Below are 16,073 nucleotides of genomic sequence, written 5' to 3'. Positions count from 1 at the left end.
GGTGGAAAGCGACTGGCGATGCCGCAGCATACGCGCAATGGGCCGCGCGGTGACGCTCAGCGCATGAACACGTGCCGCGTGATCTTCGTCAGCGGATAGTGGACACCCGGCTGGATCTTCGCGGGCAGGTCGAGCGGCTTGAGCAGCATCTTCACGCACATGTCGGCCGACAGGTTGCGCCGCACGAGCGAGCTGATGCGCGCGGCACGCTCGCGGTTGTACTGGCTGTCGCCGACGCGATCCGGATAGCGGATCGCGAACACGTGGCGCAGCGCGATCTCCGAATCCTCGTTCTTGATTTCCATCACGCGGCGCATCAGCGCGCCGAGCACCGCGAGCCGGCCGTTGCCTTCGAGCTTGTTGTACTTCTTGAAGAACTTGAAGAAGTGTTTGTAGTGGCGCACTTCGTCCGTACGGATGTTGTCGGTGATTTCCTTCAGCACCGGCTCGTCCGAGCATTCGTTGATCGCGCGATAGAGCGTGGCCGTGCCCGTCTCGACGACGCAGCGCGCGACCATCTCGAGCGCGCGGGTCTTCTCGAACGCATCGACCGAGCAGGTCTTCGAATACTCGGCGAAGAAATTCGCGAACGCGGTATCCCAGTCGAACTCGGGCCACACGTGCGCGATGTACGCCTTCAGCGCGCGCCCGTGCTGCAGTTCCTCGTGCTCCCATGCATTGTTGAGCCACGCGGACACTTCCGGATCGTCGTTGAAGAACTCGCTCAGGTTGCTCGTGTAGAGATCCGAGCCGCTTTCGATGAACGACGACGCGCACAGCAGCAGCAGCAGATCCTCGTTCGCGGCGGCGCGCTGACGATCGATCCGGTTCAGGTCGATGTCCTCGATACGCCACGGCATGACATGCGTCGTTTCAGTAGGCATGGTGGTGCGCTCCCAGTCGTCGCGCGACCGTCCGGCCCATGCCTTCGGCACGGGCGCGGCGCCCGCAGGCGACGTATTGCTTGCATTTATAGTGACTTGGTCCGGCCAGAACCATGCTGGCATCTTAGCCGGACTTTTATGTTCGTGCTTCAGGCACTGACCATGCCTGACAGGCGCAGTTCCGTTGCGCATGTTGCGGTTCATTAGATGAGTTGTTCGAACCGGTTGCGCGCGCACGGCGGCCTGCGCCGCCTCGAACGAAAACGGGCGGCCGTTCGGCCGCCCGTCGAGCGCAAGACTGGAAGCGATCCGTCAGAAACCGGCGGCGAGACCGTCGCGCCGGCTGTCGCTCGCGGCCACATAGCCGCGGTCGGGATCGTCGGGATCGAGGCGCCATACGAACTGCCCGGAACCGAAATCCATGTAGGGATCGTCGATCGACTGGATCGCATGGCCGCGCGCGGCGAGCGCCCCGACCGTCTCGCGATTCATCGTCGCCTCGACGTCGAGCGTGAAGTCGCGATTGACCTTCCAGCGCGGCGCGTCGCAGGCGGCCTGCGGCTGCTGTCCGTAGCCGAGCATCCGGACGATGGTCTGCAGGTGGCCCTGCGGCTGCATGTCGCCGCCCATCACGCCGAAGCTCATCACGGCCTCGGTGCGGCCGTTGACTTCCTCGGTAACGAACGCGGGAATGATCGTATGGAACGGCCGCTTGCCGCCCGCGACAACGTTCGGCGACGCAGGGTCCATCGAGAAGCCGTGCCCGCGGTTCTGCAACGCAATGCCCGTACCGGGCACGACGAGACCCGAACCGAAGCCCATGTAGTTCGACTGGATGAAGCTCACCATCATCCCGCGCTCGTCCGCCGCCGACAGGTAGATCGTGCCGCCCGAATGCGGCCGGCCGGCAGCGAAGTGCGTCGCGCGCGTGCGGTCGATCAGCTTCGCGCGTTCCGCGAGATACGCGTCGTCGAGCATCTGTTCGGGCGTCAGATCCATCGCGCGCGGATCGGCGACGTAGCGATAGACGTCCGCGAACGCGAGCTTCATCGCCTCGATCTGCAGGTGCTGCGAGTCGACCGAATCGACGGGCCATTCAGTCACGCCCGCCTGCTCGGCGATCCCGAGCGCGATCAGCGCGGCGATACCCTGCCCGTTCGGCGGGATCTCGTGAATCGTATGGCGGCCGAAACGCTTGCCGATCGGCTCGACCCATTCCGGCCGGTACGCGCGCAGGTCGGCTTCGGTCAGCGCGCCGCCGCCTTCGCGCGCGAACGCTGCGAGCTGCCCGGCGAGCGCGCCCTCGTAGAATGCGCGCGCACCTTCCTTCGCGAGCGTGCGCAGCGTCCGCGCGTGGCCCGGCAGGCACATGCGTTCGCCGACGAGCGGCGCGCGCCCGCGCGGCATGAAGGTGTCGGCGAAGCCCGGCAGCCCCTGCAGCTCGGGCACCGCGGCCGCCCACTTGTGCGCGACGATCGGCGGCACCGCATAGCCGCGCTCGGCGAGCTCGATCGCCGGCTCGAGCAGGTCCGCGAACGGCAGCGAACCGAACTTCGCATGCAGCGCTTCCCAGCCCGCGATCACGCCCGGCACCGTGACGGTGTCCCAGCCGCGCGTCGGCTTGTTCGCGATGCCGTGCGCGTCCTCGCCGTGGCGCTTGCGGAAGTAGTCCGGGTTCCACGCGGCCGGCGCGACGCCCGACGCATTCAGACCGGACAGCCGCTCGCCGTCCCATACGAGCGCGAATGCATCGCCGCCGAGCCCGCACGACACGGGCTCGACCACCGTGATCGCGGCCGCGGCGGCCAGCGCCGCATCGACGGCATTGCCGCCCTTCCACAGCATCCGCAGCCCGGCCTGCGCGGCGAGCGGGTGCGACGTCGACACGACGTTGCGCGCGAACACCGGAATGCGGGTCGTCGGATACGGGTTGTGCCAGTTGAAGCCAGTCATCGGGTCCCCCTCGTCGAAAGCTGAATGAACGCGCCGGACGCGCGATCGGCGTGCGCGGACAGTCCGCCATTGCAGCGCGATCCGCGCGATCGCACAAATTCATTTGTCATATGAATACATGCACTTTTCGCATGAATTCCGGGTGGTGCGACGCCGCAGGCCGGTCGAACGCCCTTCCCGCCCTTACAATACCGGCTCCGCCTCACGATCCGACCGCCCAGCCATGACCCGAGATCCCCGCCTCACCCTCAACGCGCGCCAGCAGGAATTGCTCGAATGGGTGCAGCGCGACGGCTTCGTGACCGTCGACGATCTCGCCGCGCACTTCGCGGTCACGCCGCAGACGATCCGCCGCGACGTGAACTGGCTCGCCGACCTGAACCTGCTGCGCCGCTACCACGGCGGCGCGAGCCTGCCGACCAGCTCCGAGAACGTGTCGTACACCGCGCGCCAGCGGATGTTCCACGACGAGAAGCGGCGCATCGCCGCGCTGGCGGCGTCGCACATCCCCGACCAGGCGTCGCTCTTCATCAACCTCGGCACGACGACCGAGGAAGTCGCGCGCGCGCTGAACCGCCATCACGGGCTGCACGTGATCACGAACAACCTGAACGTCGCGTCGATGATGAGCGGCTACCCCGACTGCGAGGTGCTGATCACGGGCGGCATCGTGCGGCCGTGGGACAAGGGCATCGTCGGCGAACTCGCGATCGACTTCATCCGCCAGTTCAAGGTCGACTACGCGATCATCGGCACGTCGGCGATCGAGGCCGACGGCACGCTGCGCGACTTCGACACGCGCGAGGTGCGCGTGGCCGAGGCGATCATGCAGCATGCGCGCACGGTCTACCTCGTCGCCGACCATTCGAAGGTCGGCCGCCCGGCGCTGGTGCGCCAGGGGCACCTGAGCCAGGTCCATGCGCTCTTCACCGACAAGCCGCTGCCGCCGGAGATGGCCGACGCGGTGGCCGCCGCGGGCACCCAGGTGTACGTCGCGGAATGACGCTTGCGATGCTGCACCGCACCTGAAACTTCAAGTGAAATCAAGAAGTTGGCGCGCCGGCCGAACCGCTTGCGGCGCCCGTGCCTGTCAAACTGAAAATTAACGGGGCACGATTTGTCGTTGCGCGCGCGCTCGACTAGACTCCAGTTCCCCGGCCCGTTCGCACGATCCGCCCGTGCCAAGGCGTGTGCGAATTCCAAGGCCGGCCAATACAGCTTTCCCCCCAAGCCATACCCCGCGGGGTATCGCGCAGCGGCGCTGGCGCCGGCTGCGCGGGCAAACCGATTGCCATGGAGAGAACGATGCTGAGTCCGCATGAATTCGCCACGCTACTGCTTGTGAAGGACGCCCCCGATCACGGCGACATGGATCGCGATGAACTCGACGCGCTGCTCGAACAGCAGCTCGTGCGGCTGGAAGGACTGGGATCGGGACGCAAATACTGCGTGACCGAAACCGGCGACGCCGCGTTGCGATCCATCAAATGCCGCTATTCCTGAAGTCCCCGCTGTTCCTGACCTGGGCGCGCCGGCCGGATTCCCGGCCGTGCCGCTTCTTCCGCTTCTCCCGCCTCCCGCAGCGCTCCGGCGTCAGCCGCCGCGCAGCGTCGGATCGACCGCGGCCCGCCAGCTGACGGCCTGCGCGCGTGCGCCGTTGAAATACGCGACCCAGCCGGCGCGCCCCGCCGCGTCGGGCGCCGCATAGTGCGTCGAAAGTTCGTTTACGAACGTGCAATAGTTCGCTTGCGTGAGCCCGCGGTACCGTTTCGCCACGTACGCGTCGTACAGCGTCGAATAGACCGGCTGCGCGTCCGCGCCCCAGTCGCGCGCGGTGCCGCCGCACGACGTCTGCAGGTCGACGAACGACGGCGCACGCCAGTTGCCGGCTAGCGGCGGCGTGCCGGCGCCGCACCCTGCCAGCACGACGGCGCACGCGCCGGCCCACATCCCAATACGCATGACTCACCTCGCGAAACGGTCGATTCCGCCAGTATCGTCCGGGATCGCGCCGCGCGCTACTGGCCCCGCTTATTCGAACTTTACTTTTTCGATTTCGTTCGTTAAATTTCGAATTCGAACATTTCATGTTCGCCCATTTCCATCAGACATAAGGACAGCAGGTGACCCAACCGAATCGCTACGATCTGCTCGTCGTCGGCGGCGGCATCAACGGCGCGGGCATCGCGCGCGATGCGGCCGGCCGCGGCCTGTCGGTCCTGCTCTGCGAGCAGGACGACCTCGCGTCGCACACGTCGTCGTGCAGCACGAAGCTGATTCACGGCGGCCTGCGCTATCTCGAGTACAACGAATTCGGGCTCGTCCGCAAGGCACTCCAGGAGCGCGAGACGCTGCTGCGCGCGGCACCGCACATCATGTGGCCGCTGCGCTTCGTGATGCCGCACATGCCGAACCTGCGGCCGGCCTGGCTGATCCGCATCGGCCTGTTCCTCTACGATCACCTCGCGAAACGCGAACTGCTGCCCGGCTCGCGCGGCATCGACATGCGCCGCCATGCGGCCGGCACGCCGCTGATCGACTCGATCAAGCGCGGCTTCGTGTATTCGGACGGCTGGGTCGACGACGCGCGCCTCGTCGTGCTGAACGCGCTCGATGCGAAGGAGCGCGGCGCCGAGATCCTCACGCGCACGAAGCTCGTATCCGCCGAACGCCACGACGGCGAATGGGAAGCGCGGCTGCAGCACGCGGACGGCTCGATCCGCGTCGTCCGCGCGCGCGCGGTCGCGAACGCGGCCGGCCCGTGGGTCGGCGACGTGCTGCACGGCGCGCTCGGCCGCGGCGCGCAGCACAGCGTGCGGCTCGTGAAGGGCAGCCACATCGTCACGCGGCGCCTGTTCGATCACGATCACGCATACATCTTCCAGAACCCGGACAAGCGGATCATCTTCGCGATTCCGTACGAGCACGACTTCACGCTGATCGGCACGACCGACGTCGAATACACAAACGATCCCGCGAAGGTCGCGATCGATCGCGACGAGACGCAGTACCTGTGCGATTCGATCAACCGCTACTTCAAGCGCAAGATCTCGCCGGCCGACGTGCACTGGACCTATTCGGGCGTGCGCCCGCTGCTGGAAGACGAGAACGCCGCGAATGCCTCGGCCGTCACGCGCGACTACCGCCTCGAGCTGGACGACGGCGCCGGCGCGCCGCTGCTGTCGGTGTTCGGCGGCAAGATCACGACCTTCCGCAAGCTCGCGGAAGAAGCCGGCGACCTGCTGTGCCGCGCGCTCGGCCGCGACGCGAACACCTGGACGGCCGGCGCGCCGCTGCCGGGCGGCGACATCGCGAACGCGAAGTTCGACGTGTTCGCCGACGCGTTCGCGAAGCGCCATCCGTGGCTGCCCGCCGCGCTCGCGCGCCGCTATGCGCGTGCGTATGGCACGCGCGCGGAACGCGTGGTCGACGGCGCGACGTCGCTCGCCGACCTCGGCACCGAGATCGCGCCGGGCATCCACGACGCCGAACTGCGCTACCTGCGCGACGTCGAATGGGCGACCTGCGCGCAGGACGTGCTGTGGCGCCGCTCGAAGCTCGGCCTGCACGTCGCGCCAGGCACGCTCGACGCGGTGACGGCCGCGGTCGACGCGTGGTTCGCGGCCGTGCACGCGCCGCACGCGTGATCCGTTTGCAGTTGCAGTTGCCTGACCGACGTTGATTCACCGACGTGCCGCGTAACATGCGGCGCGCATCACAACTACGCCAATCCACGGATGGAGATGAGAGACATGCAGGATCAGTACATCCTCGCGCTTGACCAGGGCACCACGAGTTCCCGCGCAATGCTGTTCGATCGCCAGGGCAACATCGTTTCGATCGCCCAGAAGGAATTCGAACAGATCTACCCGCAACCCGGCTGGGTCGAGCACGACCCGCAGGAAATCTGGTCGACGCAAGCCGGCGTCGCCGCCGAAGCGGTCACGCGCACCGGCCTGAACGGCACGTCGATCGCCGCGATCGGCATCACCAACCAGCGCGAGACGACGATCGTCTGGGATCGCGAGACGGGCCAGCCCGTCTACAACGCGATCGTGTGGCAGGACCGCCGCACCGCCGACTTCTGCGATTCGCTGAAGAAGCAGGGCCTCGAGGCGAAGGTGCGCGCGAAGACCGGCCTGCCGATCGATTCGTACTTCTCCGCGACCAAGATCCGCTGGATCCTCGACAACGTGCCGGGCGCGCGCGACAAGGCGCGCCAGGGCAAGCTCGCGTTCGGCACCGTCGACAGCTGGCTCGTGTGGAACTTCACGAAGCACGAGCTGCACGTGACCGACGTGACGAACGCTTCGCGCACGATGCTGTTCAACATCCACACGCGCGAGTGGGACAGCGAGCTGCTCGAACTGCTCGACATCCCGCGCAGCATGCTGCCGGACGTGAAGGCGTCGTCGGAAATCTACGGCCACACGAAAACCACGGTGTTCGCATCGAAGATCCCGCTCGCGGGCATCGCGGGCGACCAGCACGCGGCGCTGTTCGGCCAGATGTGCACGACGTCGGGGATGGTGAAGAACACCTACGGCACCGGCTGCTTCCTGATGATGAACACCGGCGACAAGCCGATCGAGTCGAAGAACAACCTCGTCACGACGATCGCGTGGCAGATCGGCGACGACGTGCAGTACGCGCTCGAAGGCAGCATCTTCATCGCGGGCGCGGTCGTGCAGTGGCTGCGCGACGGCCTCGGCATCATCAAGACGGCCGCCGAAATCGAAGCGCTCGCCGCGAGCGTGCCGCATACCGACGGCGTCTATCTCGTGCCGGCGTTCGCGGGCCTCGGCGCGCCGCACTGGAATGCACGGGCGCGCGGTTCGGTGTTCGGCGTCACGCGCGGCACGACGTCCGCGCACCTCGCGCGCGCGGCGCTCGACGCGATCGCCTACCAGTCGCTCGACGTGCTGGCCGCGATGGAAGCCGACTCGGGGATCAGCATCGGCGAGCTGCGCGTCGACGGCGGCGCGAGCGCGAACAACCTGCTGATGCAGTTCCAGGCCGACCTGCTCGGCGTCGACGCGGTGCGTCCGCAGATCACCGAGACGACCGCGCTCGGCGCGGCCTACCTCGCGGGCCTCGCGATCGGCTACTGGAAGAACCTCGACGAAGTGCGCAGCCAGTGGCAGCTCGAGCGCCGCTTCACGCCGTCGATGCAGAAGGAGCAGGTCGAGCGCTGCATGGCCGGCTGGCAGCGCGCGGTGCGCGCCGCCAAGGCGTGGGCCGACGACGCACAGTAACCACCGCAGTCGTCACCCCAAGAAATCCGGACGAAATACAACAATACCGGCGGACCGCGCGACGCGCGAGTCCGCCGTCATCTACGAGAGACAACATGTCACCTTATATTGCGGAATTCATCGGCACCGCCATCCTCGTGCTGCTCGGCAACGGCGCGGTCGCCAACGTGCTGCTCGCGAAGACCAAGGGCAAGGGCGCGGACCTGATCGTGATCGTGATGGGCTGGGCGATGGCGGTGTTCGTCGCCGTCTACGTGACCGCGTCGTTCAGCGGCGCGCACCTGAACCCGATCGTCACGATCAGCCTCGCGCTCGCGGGCAAGTTCGCGTGGGCGAAGGTCGGCGGCTACATCGTCGCGCAGATGCTCGGCGGGATGGCCGGTGCGTTGCTCGTGTGGCTCGCCTATCGCCAGCACTTCGCGAAGGAAGTCGATGCGGACCTGAAGCTCGCGGTGTTCTGCACGGCGCCCGCGATCCGCAGCACCACGCACAACGTGCTGACCGAAGCGATCTGCACGTTCGTGCTGATCCTCGGCGTGCTGTACCTCGCGTCGCCGCAGGTCGGCCTCGGCGCGCTCGACGCGCTGCCCGTCGGCCTGCTCGTGCTCGGCATCGGCATCTCGCTCGGTGGCCCGACCGGCTATGCGATGAGCCCGGCGCGCGACCTGTCGCCGCGCCTGATGCACGCGCTGCTGCCGATCCCCGGCAAACGCGACAGCGACTGGCGCTATGCATGGGTGCCGGTGATCGGCCCGCTGCTCGGCGGCGCCGCGGCGGCCGGCCTGTATCTGCGCCTGCACGCGATGGCCTGATCGCGGTTTCACGCGCGTTCGGGCTCGAGCGCGCGGCAGCCGCTGCCGCGCGCTTCCGATCGCCCCCCTCCTCCCGCTTCGCACGGCCGCCGCCGCGCCGGCACCGCACGCTGCCGCTAGCGATCGCCCGCGGCCGACACCAGCGACTTCAGCTTCACACCCGCATCCGCGACCGCGGCCGGGCTCACGCCGATCCCGCGCTCGACCAGCATGCGCGCGACGCGCATCTCCTTGACGAATCCCGACGCACGGCCGAAGCCGCTCGCCGCGACGAGCCGCTCGCCTGCATCGAAGTGGAAATGGATCTCGGCGTCGTCGCCGAGCACGCGCGCGACCGTCCGCTCGCCGAGCGCCGGTTCGCCGGCCACCTGCAGCTGCGCGTCGTATTGATCGGACCAGAACCACGGCATCTCGCGATACGGTTCGTCCGCGCCGAGCATGTTGCGTGCGGCGACGCGCGCCTGCGTTTCCGCGCCGTGCCAGGTTTCCTGACGCACGAGCCGCCCCGACGATCCGCTCGGGAACACCGCGACGTCGCCGGCCGCATAGATGCCGCGCGCCGACGTCTCGAGCCGTGTGTTCACGACGATCCCGCGCTCGACGACGAGGCCCGCGTCGCGCGCCAGCTCGTCGGCCGGCTCGATCCCGATGCCGGCGACCACCGTATCGGCGATCAGCGTGTCGCCGTCGTCGAGCACGACGGCCAGCGCGCCGTCCGGCGTCCGCTCGATCGCGACGGGCCGGCGGCCCAGGCCGATTGCGACGCCGCGCTGCACATGCAGCGCATGCACGCGCGCCGCGATCGCCTCCGGCACCGCGCGCCCGAGCAGACGCGGCGCCGCATCGAGCACGCTCACGCGGCAGCCGCGCGAGCGCGCCGACGCCGCGACCTCGAGACCGATGAAGCCGCCGCCGATCAGCACGACCCGAGCATCGGGCACGAGCCGCGCGCCGAGCGCCGCCGCATCGTCGAGCGTGCGCAATGCGAATACGCCGTCGAGTTCCGCGCCGGGAATCGCCAGACGGCGCGCGCGGCCGCCGGTCGCGAGCAATAGCGCGTCGTAGGCGAATCCACGGCCGCCCGATACATGCACCTCGCGCGCAACCGGATCGATCCGCTCGACCGTCGCGACGATCGGCTCGATGTCGTCCGCGCGCCACGCATCCGGATCGCGCAGCCCGCATTGCGCGGCGCTGCGTTCGCCGGTCAGCACGCCCTTCGACAACGGCGGCCGCTCGTACGGCAGGTGCGCCTCCGCGCCGATCAGCACGATGCGCCCGCGCCAGCCGCCCTCGCGCAGCACCTGCGCCGCGCGGCCGCCCGCATGGCCCGCGCCGACGATGGCCATCACCCGGTCGTTCGCCATCGCGTCACACCTCGATCAGGATGCGGCCGTCCTCGACCTTCGCGCGGTAGGTGCGCAGCTTCTCGCAGGCCGGCGCCGACAGCGCCCGGCCGTCGCGCACGTCGAAGCGCCCGTTGTGCTTCGGACATTCGATCACGTGGTCGATCACGAGCCCGTCCGCGAGATGCACGTGCTCGTGCGTGCACAGCCCGTCGCTCGCATACACGTTCCCGTCGATCCGGTAGATCGCGTACGTGCGGCCGTCGTGGTCGAAGCGGGCAACGTCCTCATCGTCGATGTCGTCGAGGGCGCCGGTGTCGATCCATTGCGTCATGATGCGTGTCTCCTTCGTTGAAATGTTCGATGCCGGTCATGCACGCGCCGTGTCCGGCACCGGCCGCACGACGTGATGGGACGGGTCGCGCGTCTGCCGCACCAGCGCCGGCACGATCTCCGCATACGCGGCCAGCGTGCTGCGGTACGGCGGCGGCATGTCGGCCTTCACGGCGTCATAGAGCTTCGGCAGCGCGTGGAACGGCACCATCGGGAACATGTGGTGTTCGACGTGGTAGTTCATGTTCCAGTACAGGAAGCGGAACACCGGATTCATCATCACGGTCCGGCAGTTGCGCCGGTGGTCGAGCACGTTCTCGGGCATGCCCGCGTGCTGCGTGAGGCCGAAGTACAGGTACAGCCACGCGCCGTACAGGCTCGGCAGCCCGATGTAGAGCAGCGGCAGGATCGTGTGCCAGACCAGCGCCGCACCGATCACGAGTGCATGAACGGTCAGATGAATGCGCGCCTCGCGCACGGCCTTGGGCCACTCCGATTCGGGCACGTAGGTGCGTTCCTCGTCGTCGAGACGGCCGGTGAACGCGAGCACGACCATCTTGCGCAGCTCGCTCGTCACGTGCTTGAGCGCAATCACGTTCAGCGCGAGCCCGAGCCAGTCGGTCGGCTTCGGTGCGGCGATTTCCGGGTCGCGCCCGACCACGAGCGTGTCGGTGTGATGGCGCGCGTGGCTCCAGCGCCATACCGTCGCGCGGCGGAATACCTGGAACGACGCGAGCTGGTACAGCACGTCGTTCATCCAGCGCGTGCGAAACGCGGTGCCGTGCCCGCATTCGTGCCAGCGCGAGTCGGCCGGGCTGCAGTAGAGCGTGCCGTATACGAGGAACGCGGGAATCGCCCACGCGGAATGCGCACGCCATGCGAGCCACGCGAGCACGCCGCTCGCGACGATCGCCGCGTACCAGATCAGCGTGTCGCGGATCGCGCGCGCGTCGTCGCGCTGCATCAGCTGCTTCATCAGCGGCCGCGGCACCGGGCACCGGTACCACTCGGCGTTGACGAGCCCCGCCGCCCGCGCACGCTCGCCGGCGCCGCCGATCATCCGGTATTCCTGACGGCGCGCCGCCGCGGTGCGATCGTGCGCCTGGTCGTCCGTGTGGGCCACTTGTGTCTCCTGGTTGTTCGTGTGCGGGAAGCGCGGCGAGCGCTTCGTCATGCACTCAAAATTAGGCGACGGCCATGGCCCGCTCAATCGAAACGTTGACGAAATTTCGCCATCGCTTTAGCGTTCCGGACAGCGCCACGTACCGATGGCGGCGACACATCTGGAGACGACCATGACCGACCCGTCCGGTCCGCGCTGGCGCAAGCGCACCGCACGCTTCGACGAGATCGCGGCGCTTGCCGGGGTCAGCACGACCACCGTCGACCGCGTGCTGAACGAGCGCGGCAGCGTGTCCGCGCAGGCGCGCGAACGCGTGGTGGCGGCCGCACGCCAGCTCGGCGTGCCGCGCCAGTTGCCCGACACGCGGCACGGGCTGCTCCACGTCGACGTGCTGCTGCCGGACACCGACGCGCCGTTCTTCCGGCGGCTGCAGCAGGCGCTGCAGCGCTCGCTGCAGATGCTCGACCGGCGCGTGGTGGTGCACCGGACCATCCTGCCCGCCGCCGACGACGAGCGCGCCGCCGCGCTGATCGAACGACCCGCCTACCGGCGCGCGGCGCTGATCGTCACCGCGCGCGACACGCCGCGCGTGCGCGACGCGCTGGCCGGCGCGATCGCGCGTGGCGAAACCGTCGTCACGATGGTCACCGACATCGGCGGCGTCGCCCGCGTGCACTACGCGGGCATCGACAATTACCGCGCCGGCCGCACGGCCGGCTATTACATCGGCCGCCTCGCGGCGCGCCCCGGCCGCGTGCTGCTGCTGGGCGGACGCATGGGCTACCGCGCGCACGCCGACCGGATGGCCGGCTGCGTCGACCAGCTGAAGGAGGCGTTCACCGCCCTGGGCTGCGACGACGCGCCGGTCGAAACGCTCGACCAGGACGACCGCTGCTACCGCGCGGTCACGAACGCGCTGCACACGCACGACGATATCGTCGGGATCTACAACAGCGGCGCTGGCTCGGCCGGCATCGAGGCGGCGCTGCGCAAGGCGGGCGCGGCCGGACGCGTCGTCTGGGTCGGGCACGAGATGATCGACCTGCACCGCACCTACATCGAGGCCGGCTCGATGGACATCGCGATCGACCAGGATCCCGACGGCCAGGCGATTTCCGCGCTGCAGCATGTGCTGCATGCGTGCGGCATCGTCGAACAGCCGCCGCCCGGCGACCCCGTCGAGTTCCGCGTGTTCTGCTCGGCCAACGTGCGCACCAGCGCGTACCTGCAGGCCTGACGCCCGCCGCGCATCGCACGGATGCGCGGCGCAAGAAAATCGACCGCCGCATTGGCGATTTTTCGTCAACGTTTGTCATGCCGCCCGCGCGGCACGTCCGTACATTTGACAGCCATCCAGAGACCAGCACGGACGGGAGACCATGGCTGAAGCGATCCTCATCGGCGTCAACCTCGACGGCGTGCTCGAACACGACGGCCTGCCGCTGCCCACGCCCGCCGAGCGGTTCCGGATGATCGCCGGCGCCGGCGTGTTCGACTACGTCGAGAAGAACCCGGCGCGCGGCGAGGACCTCGAGCCGTATTTCGCGCTGGTCGACCGGCATGCGCTGCCGATTCGCGTGATCGGCGGCATCTGGTGCGCCGGCCGCGACGAAGCGCACGTCGACGAGATCATCGACGCCGGCGCGCGGTTCGGCAGCACGGTGCTCAACTGCCAGGTATACGCGCACCACGCCGACGGCCATCCGCTGTCGGACCGCGAAGTCGCCGACTTCTACCTGCGCGCGTACGAACGCGGCGAGCCGGTCGGCTGCCTGCCGAGCCTCGAAGTGCACGTCGACATGTGGAGCGAGGATTTCACGCGCATCGCGCGCGTCGCGCAGCTTGTCGAACAGGCCGGCGCACCGTTCCGGATCACGCTCGATCATTCGCACCTGCTGTTCAAGATCGACAATCGCGCCGAACTCGACGCGTCGGGCCTGCACGAGCCGGCCGACAGCGCGCGCCGCCTGCTCGCCCCGGCGTCGCGGTCGGCCGTCTACGCCGACTGGATCGCGCGCGGCTGGGTCCGGCACGCGCATGCGCGCAGCGTGATTCCGAACAATCCGGAGAACCGCTGGATGCGCCGCGCTAACGGCCGGCCGGGCCGCGGAATCCAGTACCCGTTCGTCGAACCGGCGCCGGGCGCCTATCACGGCGAATGGCGCGCGGCGCCGCTCGACACGTGGAAGACGGCGCTGCGGCACCTGCTGCAGTGGCAGGTTCATGCACGGCCGGCACCGCTCGAGCAGATCAGCTGCGAGTTCATCCCGTTTCCGGACTACGGCGGCGGCGCCCGCTATTCGATCTTCGACAACAACGCCGCGTGCGCGCAGTGGCTGCGCGACACGTGGCGCACGCTCGCCGCGGCAACGGCGGATGCACCGGCCGACGCCACGGCACGCGAACTCACGTAATTCAGCCCCGCCCCACTCGACACCTGAGGAAGCACGATGACGCAACAGGCATTCCATTTTTCGCTGAACCGGATGAGCGCGCCGCGCCTGCCGCTCGACCGCTATGTCGCGCTGTGCCGGCGGCTCGGGGTCGACACGATCGAGATCCGCAACGATCTCGACGGCGTCGAGATCACCGACGGCACGCCGGCTTCGGCCGTGCGCGCGACGGCCGAAGCCGGCGGCGTGACGATCCTGACGATCAACGCGCTGCAGCGCTTCGAGCAATGGAATGCCGAGCGCGCGGACGAAGCGACCGAGCTGGCCGATTACGCGGCGCAATGCGGCGCGCGTGCGCTGGTGCTGTGCCCGACCAACCGCCGCGACGACGCGCGCGACGCCGATGCGCGCCATGCGGATCTCGTGCAAGCGCTGAAGGCGCTGAAACCGGTCCTCGAAGCGCGCGGCCTGCTCGGCTTCATCGAACCGCTCGGCTTCGAGGAGTGCGCGTTGCGCCGCAAGTCGGACGCGGTGAAGGGCATCTACGCCGCGGCCGGTGAGCAGGTATTCCGGCTCGTGCACGACACGTTCCACCATCACCTGTCGGGCGAGGACATCTTCTTCCCGAACCTGACGGGCCTCGTGCACATCTCGGGCGTCGAGGAGAGCGACCTGCCGGTCGACCGGATGCGCGACGGCCATCGTGTGCTGGTCGGCGGCGCCGACCGGCTCGGCAACATCCGGCAGTTGCGCGAACTGCTCGCGCGCGGCTACCGCGGCGCGTTCTCGTTCGAGCCGTTCGCGAGCGAAATCGCCGAAGCCGACGACATCGAGCACCGGCTGCGGGCCAGCATCGACTACGTGCGCGGCGAACTGGCCGATCGCTGAGCGCCGCCGCGGCGCGCGGCCGACACGGGCCGCGTGCCGGCGAAACACAACGGAATCAACAGGAGAACGGAATGATCGAATTCGCTTTGTTCGGCGCGGGCAGAATCGGGAAGATCCATGCGGCGAATCTGGCGCGCCACCCGGGCGCGAAACTCAAGTACGTGATCGACCGGCATGCGCCGTCGGCCGACGCGCTCGCGCATGCGCACGGCGCGCAGGCCGCCGACATCGAGCGCGCGCTCGACGATGCATCCGTGCAGGCCGTCGTGATCGCGTCGAGCACCGATACGCACGCGGACCTGATCGTCGCGGCGGCGAACGCGGGCAAGGCCGTGTTCTGCGAGAAGCCGGTCGACCTGAGCGTCGCGCGCTCGCGCGAATGCGCGGAGGTCGTGCGCCGCCGCGGCGTGACCTGCATGATCGGCTTCCAGCGCCGCTTCGACCCGACCTTCGCCGCGCTGAAGGCGCGCGTCGAGCGCGGCGACATCGGCGCCCCGGAAATGCTGGTCGTCACGAGCCGCGACCCCGGCGCACCGCCCGTCGACTACATCCGCAGCTCGGGCGGCATCTTCAAGGACATGCTGATCCACGACTTCGACGTGTTCCGCTGGATTCTCGGCGACGAAGCGCAGACGCTGCACGCGACCGGCAGCTGCCTGACCGACCCGGCCGTGCGCGACGCCGGCGACATCGATTCGACCGCCGTGACGATCCGCACGCGGCGCGGCCTGCTGTGCCAGATCAACACGTCGCGCCGCGCGGCGTACGGCTACGACCAGCGCTTCGAGCTGCTCGGCAGCAACGGGATGCTGCAGGCCGGCAACGTGCGGCCGACCGAAGTGACCGCGTGGTCGGCGAACGGCATCGCCACCGACGTGCCGGAGCCGTTCTTCCTCGAGCGCTACCGGCACGCGTACGCGGCCGAGATCGCGCACTTCGTCGATGCGCTGCGCGACGGCACGCCGGTCAGGACGACGATCGACGACGGGGTCGCCGCACTCGAGCTGGCTCAGGCCGCGATGACGTCGTGGCAGACGGGGCGCGTGGTCGAGGTGTGACGCGCGCGACGGCGCCGGCACCGGCGCG

General features: G+C 68.7%; 15 protein-coding genes. 9 read left to right on the top strand and 6 right to left on the bottom strand.

Translation table 11 applies throughout. The features are described 5' to 3' along the window. Positions 1 to 56: 56 nt before the first annotated feature. Both DIE21_RS18250 and DIE21_RS18245 read right to left on the bottom strand, forming a co-directional pair. Positions 57 to 884, bottom strand: coding sequence for a ferritin-like domain-containing protein (locus DIE21_RS18250; protein WP_124499018.1), 828 nt, complete (start codon positions 882 to 884; stop codon positions 57 to 59). A 312-nt stretch (positions 885 to 1,196) separates the two neighbouring features. Beyond that, the gene (locus DIE21_RS18245) at positions 1,197 to 2,837 is read right to left on the bottom strand and encodes a gamma-glutamyltransferase family protein (RefSeq protein ID WP_124499017.1); all 1,641 of its coding nucleotides are present in this window, start codon (positions 2,835 to 2,837) and stop codon (positions 1,197 to 1,199) included. Between the two features lie 223 nt (positions 2,838 to 3,060). On the opposite strand from DIE21_RS18245, the gene DIE21_RS18240 reads away from it, so the two are divergent. Next, positions 3,061 to 3,840, top strand: coding sequence for a DeoR/GlpR family DNA-binding transcription regulator (locus tag DIE21_RS18240; RefSeq protein WP_048025981.1), 780 nt, complete (start codon positions 3,061 to 3,063; stop codon positions 3,838 to 3,840). Positions 3,841 to 4,142: 302 nt separating this feature from the next. Then, a complete protein-coding gene (locus DIE21_RS18235; protein WP_044846784.1) occupies positions 4,143 to 4,340 on the top strand; it encodes a hypothetical protein in 198 nt (65 codons plus the stop codon). Between the two features lie 90 nt (positions 4,341 to 4,430). On the opposite strand, the gene DIE21_RS18230 is transcribed toward DIE21_RS18235, so the two are convergent. Continuing rightward, positions 4,431 to 4,799 (bottom strand): hypothetical protein, encoded by a 369-nt coding sequence (locus tag DIE21_RS18230; protein ID WP_185640578.1) that lies wholly within the window; start codon positions 4,797 to 4,799, stop codon positions 4,431 to 4,433. Between the two features lie 161 nt (positions 4,800 to 4,960). Here DIE21_RS18230 and glpD point away from each other — a divergent pair, with 161 nt between their 5' ends. The 3 genes from glpD to DIE21_RS18215 all read left to right on the top strand — a co-directional run bounded on the left by glpD (position 4,961) and on the right by DIE21_RS18215 (position 8,904). Continuing rightward, positions 4,961 to 6,484 carry a glycerol-3-phosphate dehydrogenase gene (gene glpD, locus DIE21_RS18225; protein ID WP_124499016.1) on the top strand — a complete coding sequence of 508 codons (1,524 nt, stop codon included), beginning with the start codon at positions 4,961 to 4,963 and terminating at the stop codon, positions 6,482 to 6,484. 105 nt (positions 6,485 to 6,589) lie between these two features. Beyond that, positions 6,590 to 8,092: a glycerol kinase GlpK gene (glpK, locus tag DIE21_RS18220; protein WP_185640579.1), complete on the top strand. Its 1,503-nt coding sequence runs from the start codon at positions 6,590 to 6,592 to the stop codon at positions 8,090 to 8,092. A gap of 95 nt (positions 8,093 to 8,187) precedes the next feature. Further along, entirely contained in the window at positions 8,188 to 8,904 is a 717-nt protein-coding gene (locus DIE21_RS18215; RefSeq protein WP_124499014.1) for an MIP/aquaporin family protein, read from the top strand. Between the two features lie 116 nt (positions 8,905 to 9,020). Here the strand turns inward: DIE21_RS18215 and DIE21_RS18210 are convergent, their stop codons facing one another. From DIE21_RS18210 to DIE21_RS18200, 3 genes are read right to left on the bottom strand one after another with little or no spacing between them, the layout of a single operon-like run. Further along, positions 9,021 to 10,271 carry an NAD(P)/FAD-dependent oxidoreductase gene (locus DIE21_RS18210; protein WP_124499013.1) on the bottom strand — a complete coding sequence of 417 codons (1,251 nt, stop codon included), beginning with the start codon at positions 10,269 to 10,271 and terminating at the stop codon, positions 9,021 to 9,023. Positions 10,272 to 10,275: 4 nt separating this feature from the next. Then, positions 10,276 to 10,584, bottom strand: coding sequence for a non-heme iron oxygenase ferredoxin subunit (locus DIE21_RS18205; RefSeq protein WP_011657860.1), 309 nt, complete (start codon positions 10,582 to 10,584; stop codon positions 10,276 to 10,278). Positions 10,585 to 10,620: 36 nt separating this feature from the next. Beyond that, entirely contained in the window at positions 10,621 to 11,706 is a 1,086-nt protein-coding gene (locus tag DIE21_RS18200) for a fatty acid desaturase family protein (protein WP_185642798.1), read from the bottom strand. A gap of 172 nt (positions 11,707 to 11,878) precedes the next feature. Here DIE21_RS18200 and DIE21_RS18195 point away from each other — a divergent pair, with 172 nt between their 5' ends. The 4 genes from DIE21_RS18195 (at position 11,879) to iolG (ending at position 16,045) form a co-directional block, all read left to right on the top strand. Then, the gene (locus DIE21_RS18195) at positions 11,879 to 12,943 is read left to right on the top strand and encodes a LacI family DNA-binding transcriptional regulator (RefSeq protein WP_124499011.1); all 1,065 of its coding nucleotides are present in this window, start codon (positions 11,879 to 11,881) and stop codon (positions 12,941 to 12,943) included. Between the two features lie 142 nt (positions 12,944 to 13,085). Continuing rightward, positions 13,086 to 14,120 carry a xylose isomerase gene (locus DIE21_RS18190; RefSeq protein WP_124499010.1) on the top strand — a complete coding sequence of 345 codons (1,035 nt, stop codon included), beginning with the start codon at positions 13,086 to 13,088 and terminating at the stop codon, positions 14,118 to 14,120. A 36-nt stretch (positions 14,121 to 14,156) separates the two neighbouring features. Further along, on the top strand, positions 14,157 to 14,987 hold the full coding sequence (locus DIE21_RS18185) for a TIM barrel protein (protein WP_124499009.1): 831 nt from the start codon (positions 14,157 to 14,159) through the stop codon (positions 14,985 to 14,987). Positions 14,988 to 15,058: 71 nt separating this feature from the next. Continuing rightward, positions 15,059 to 16,045: an inositol 2-dehydrogenase gene (gene iolG, locus DIE21_RS18180; protein ID WP_124499008.1), complete on the top strand. Its 987-nt coding sequence runs from the start codon at positions 15,059 to 15,061 to the stop codon at positions 16,043 to 16,045. Positions 16,046 to 16,073 lie beyond the last annotated feature (28 nt).

The organism is Burkholderia sp. Bp9140, from assembly GCF_003853425.1.
GTDB lineage: Bacteria > Pseudomonadota > Gammaproteobacteria > Burkholderiales > Burkholderiaceae > Burkholderia.
Note: the sequence above shows the minus strand (reverse complement) of the source record. Positions and strands in the feature narration are given on the sequence as shown.

Bases quoted from the DNA above. Each gene is read 5' to 3' on its own strand.
- DIE21_RS18230 (WP_185640578.1), bottom strand. From the start codon at position 4,799: ATGCGTATTGGGATGTGGGCCGGCGCGTGCGCCGTCGTGCTGGCAGGG.
- DIE21_RS18185 (WP_124499009.1), top strand. From the start codon at position 14,157: ATGACGCAACAGGCATTCCATTTTTCGCTGAACCGGATGAGCGCGCCG.
- DIE21_RS18240 (WP_048025981.1), top strand. From the start codon at position 3,061: ATGACCCGAGATCCCCGCCTCACCCTCAACGCGCGCCAGCAGGAATTG.
- iolG (WP_124499008.1), top strand. From the start codon at position 15,059: ATGATCGAATTCGCTTTGTTCGGCGCGGGCAGAATCGGGAAGATCCAT.
- DIE21_RS18210 (WP_124499013.1), bottom strand. From the start codon at position 10,271: ATGGCGAACGACCGGGTGATGGCCATCGTCGGCGCGGGCCATGCGGGC.
- DIE21_RS18215 (WP_124499014.1), top strand. From the start codon at position 8,188: ATGTCACCTTATATTGCGGAATTCATCGGCACCGCCATCCTCGTGCTG.
- DIE21_RS18245 (WP_124499017.1), bottom strand. From the start codon at position 2,837: ATGACTGGCTTCAACTGGCACAACCCGTATCCGACGACCCGCATTCCG.
- DIE21_RS18205 (WP_011657860.1), bottom strand. From the start codon at position 10,584: ATGACGCAATGGATCGACACCGGCGCCCTCGACGACATCGACGATGAG.
- DIE21_RS18195 (WP_124499011.1), top strand. From the start codon at position 11,879: ATGACCGACCCGTCCGGTCCGCGCTGGCGCAAGCGCACCGCACGCTTC.
- DIE21_RS18190 (WP_124499010.1), top strand. From the start codon at position 13,086: ATGGCTGAAGCGATCCTCATCGGCGTCAACCTCGACGGCGTGCTCGAA.
- glpK (WP_185640579.1), top strand. From the start codon at position 6,590: ATGCAGGATCAGTACATCCTCGCGCTTGACCAGGGCACCACGAGTTCC.
- DIE21_RS18250 (WP_124499018.1), bottom strand. From the start codon at position 884: ATGCCTACTGAAACGACGCATGTCATGCCGTGGCGTATCGAGGACATC.
- DIE21_RS18235 (WP_044846784.1), top strand. From the start codon at position 4,143: ATGCTGAGTCCGCATGAATTCGCCACGCTACTGCTTGTGAAGGACGCC.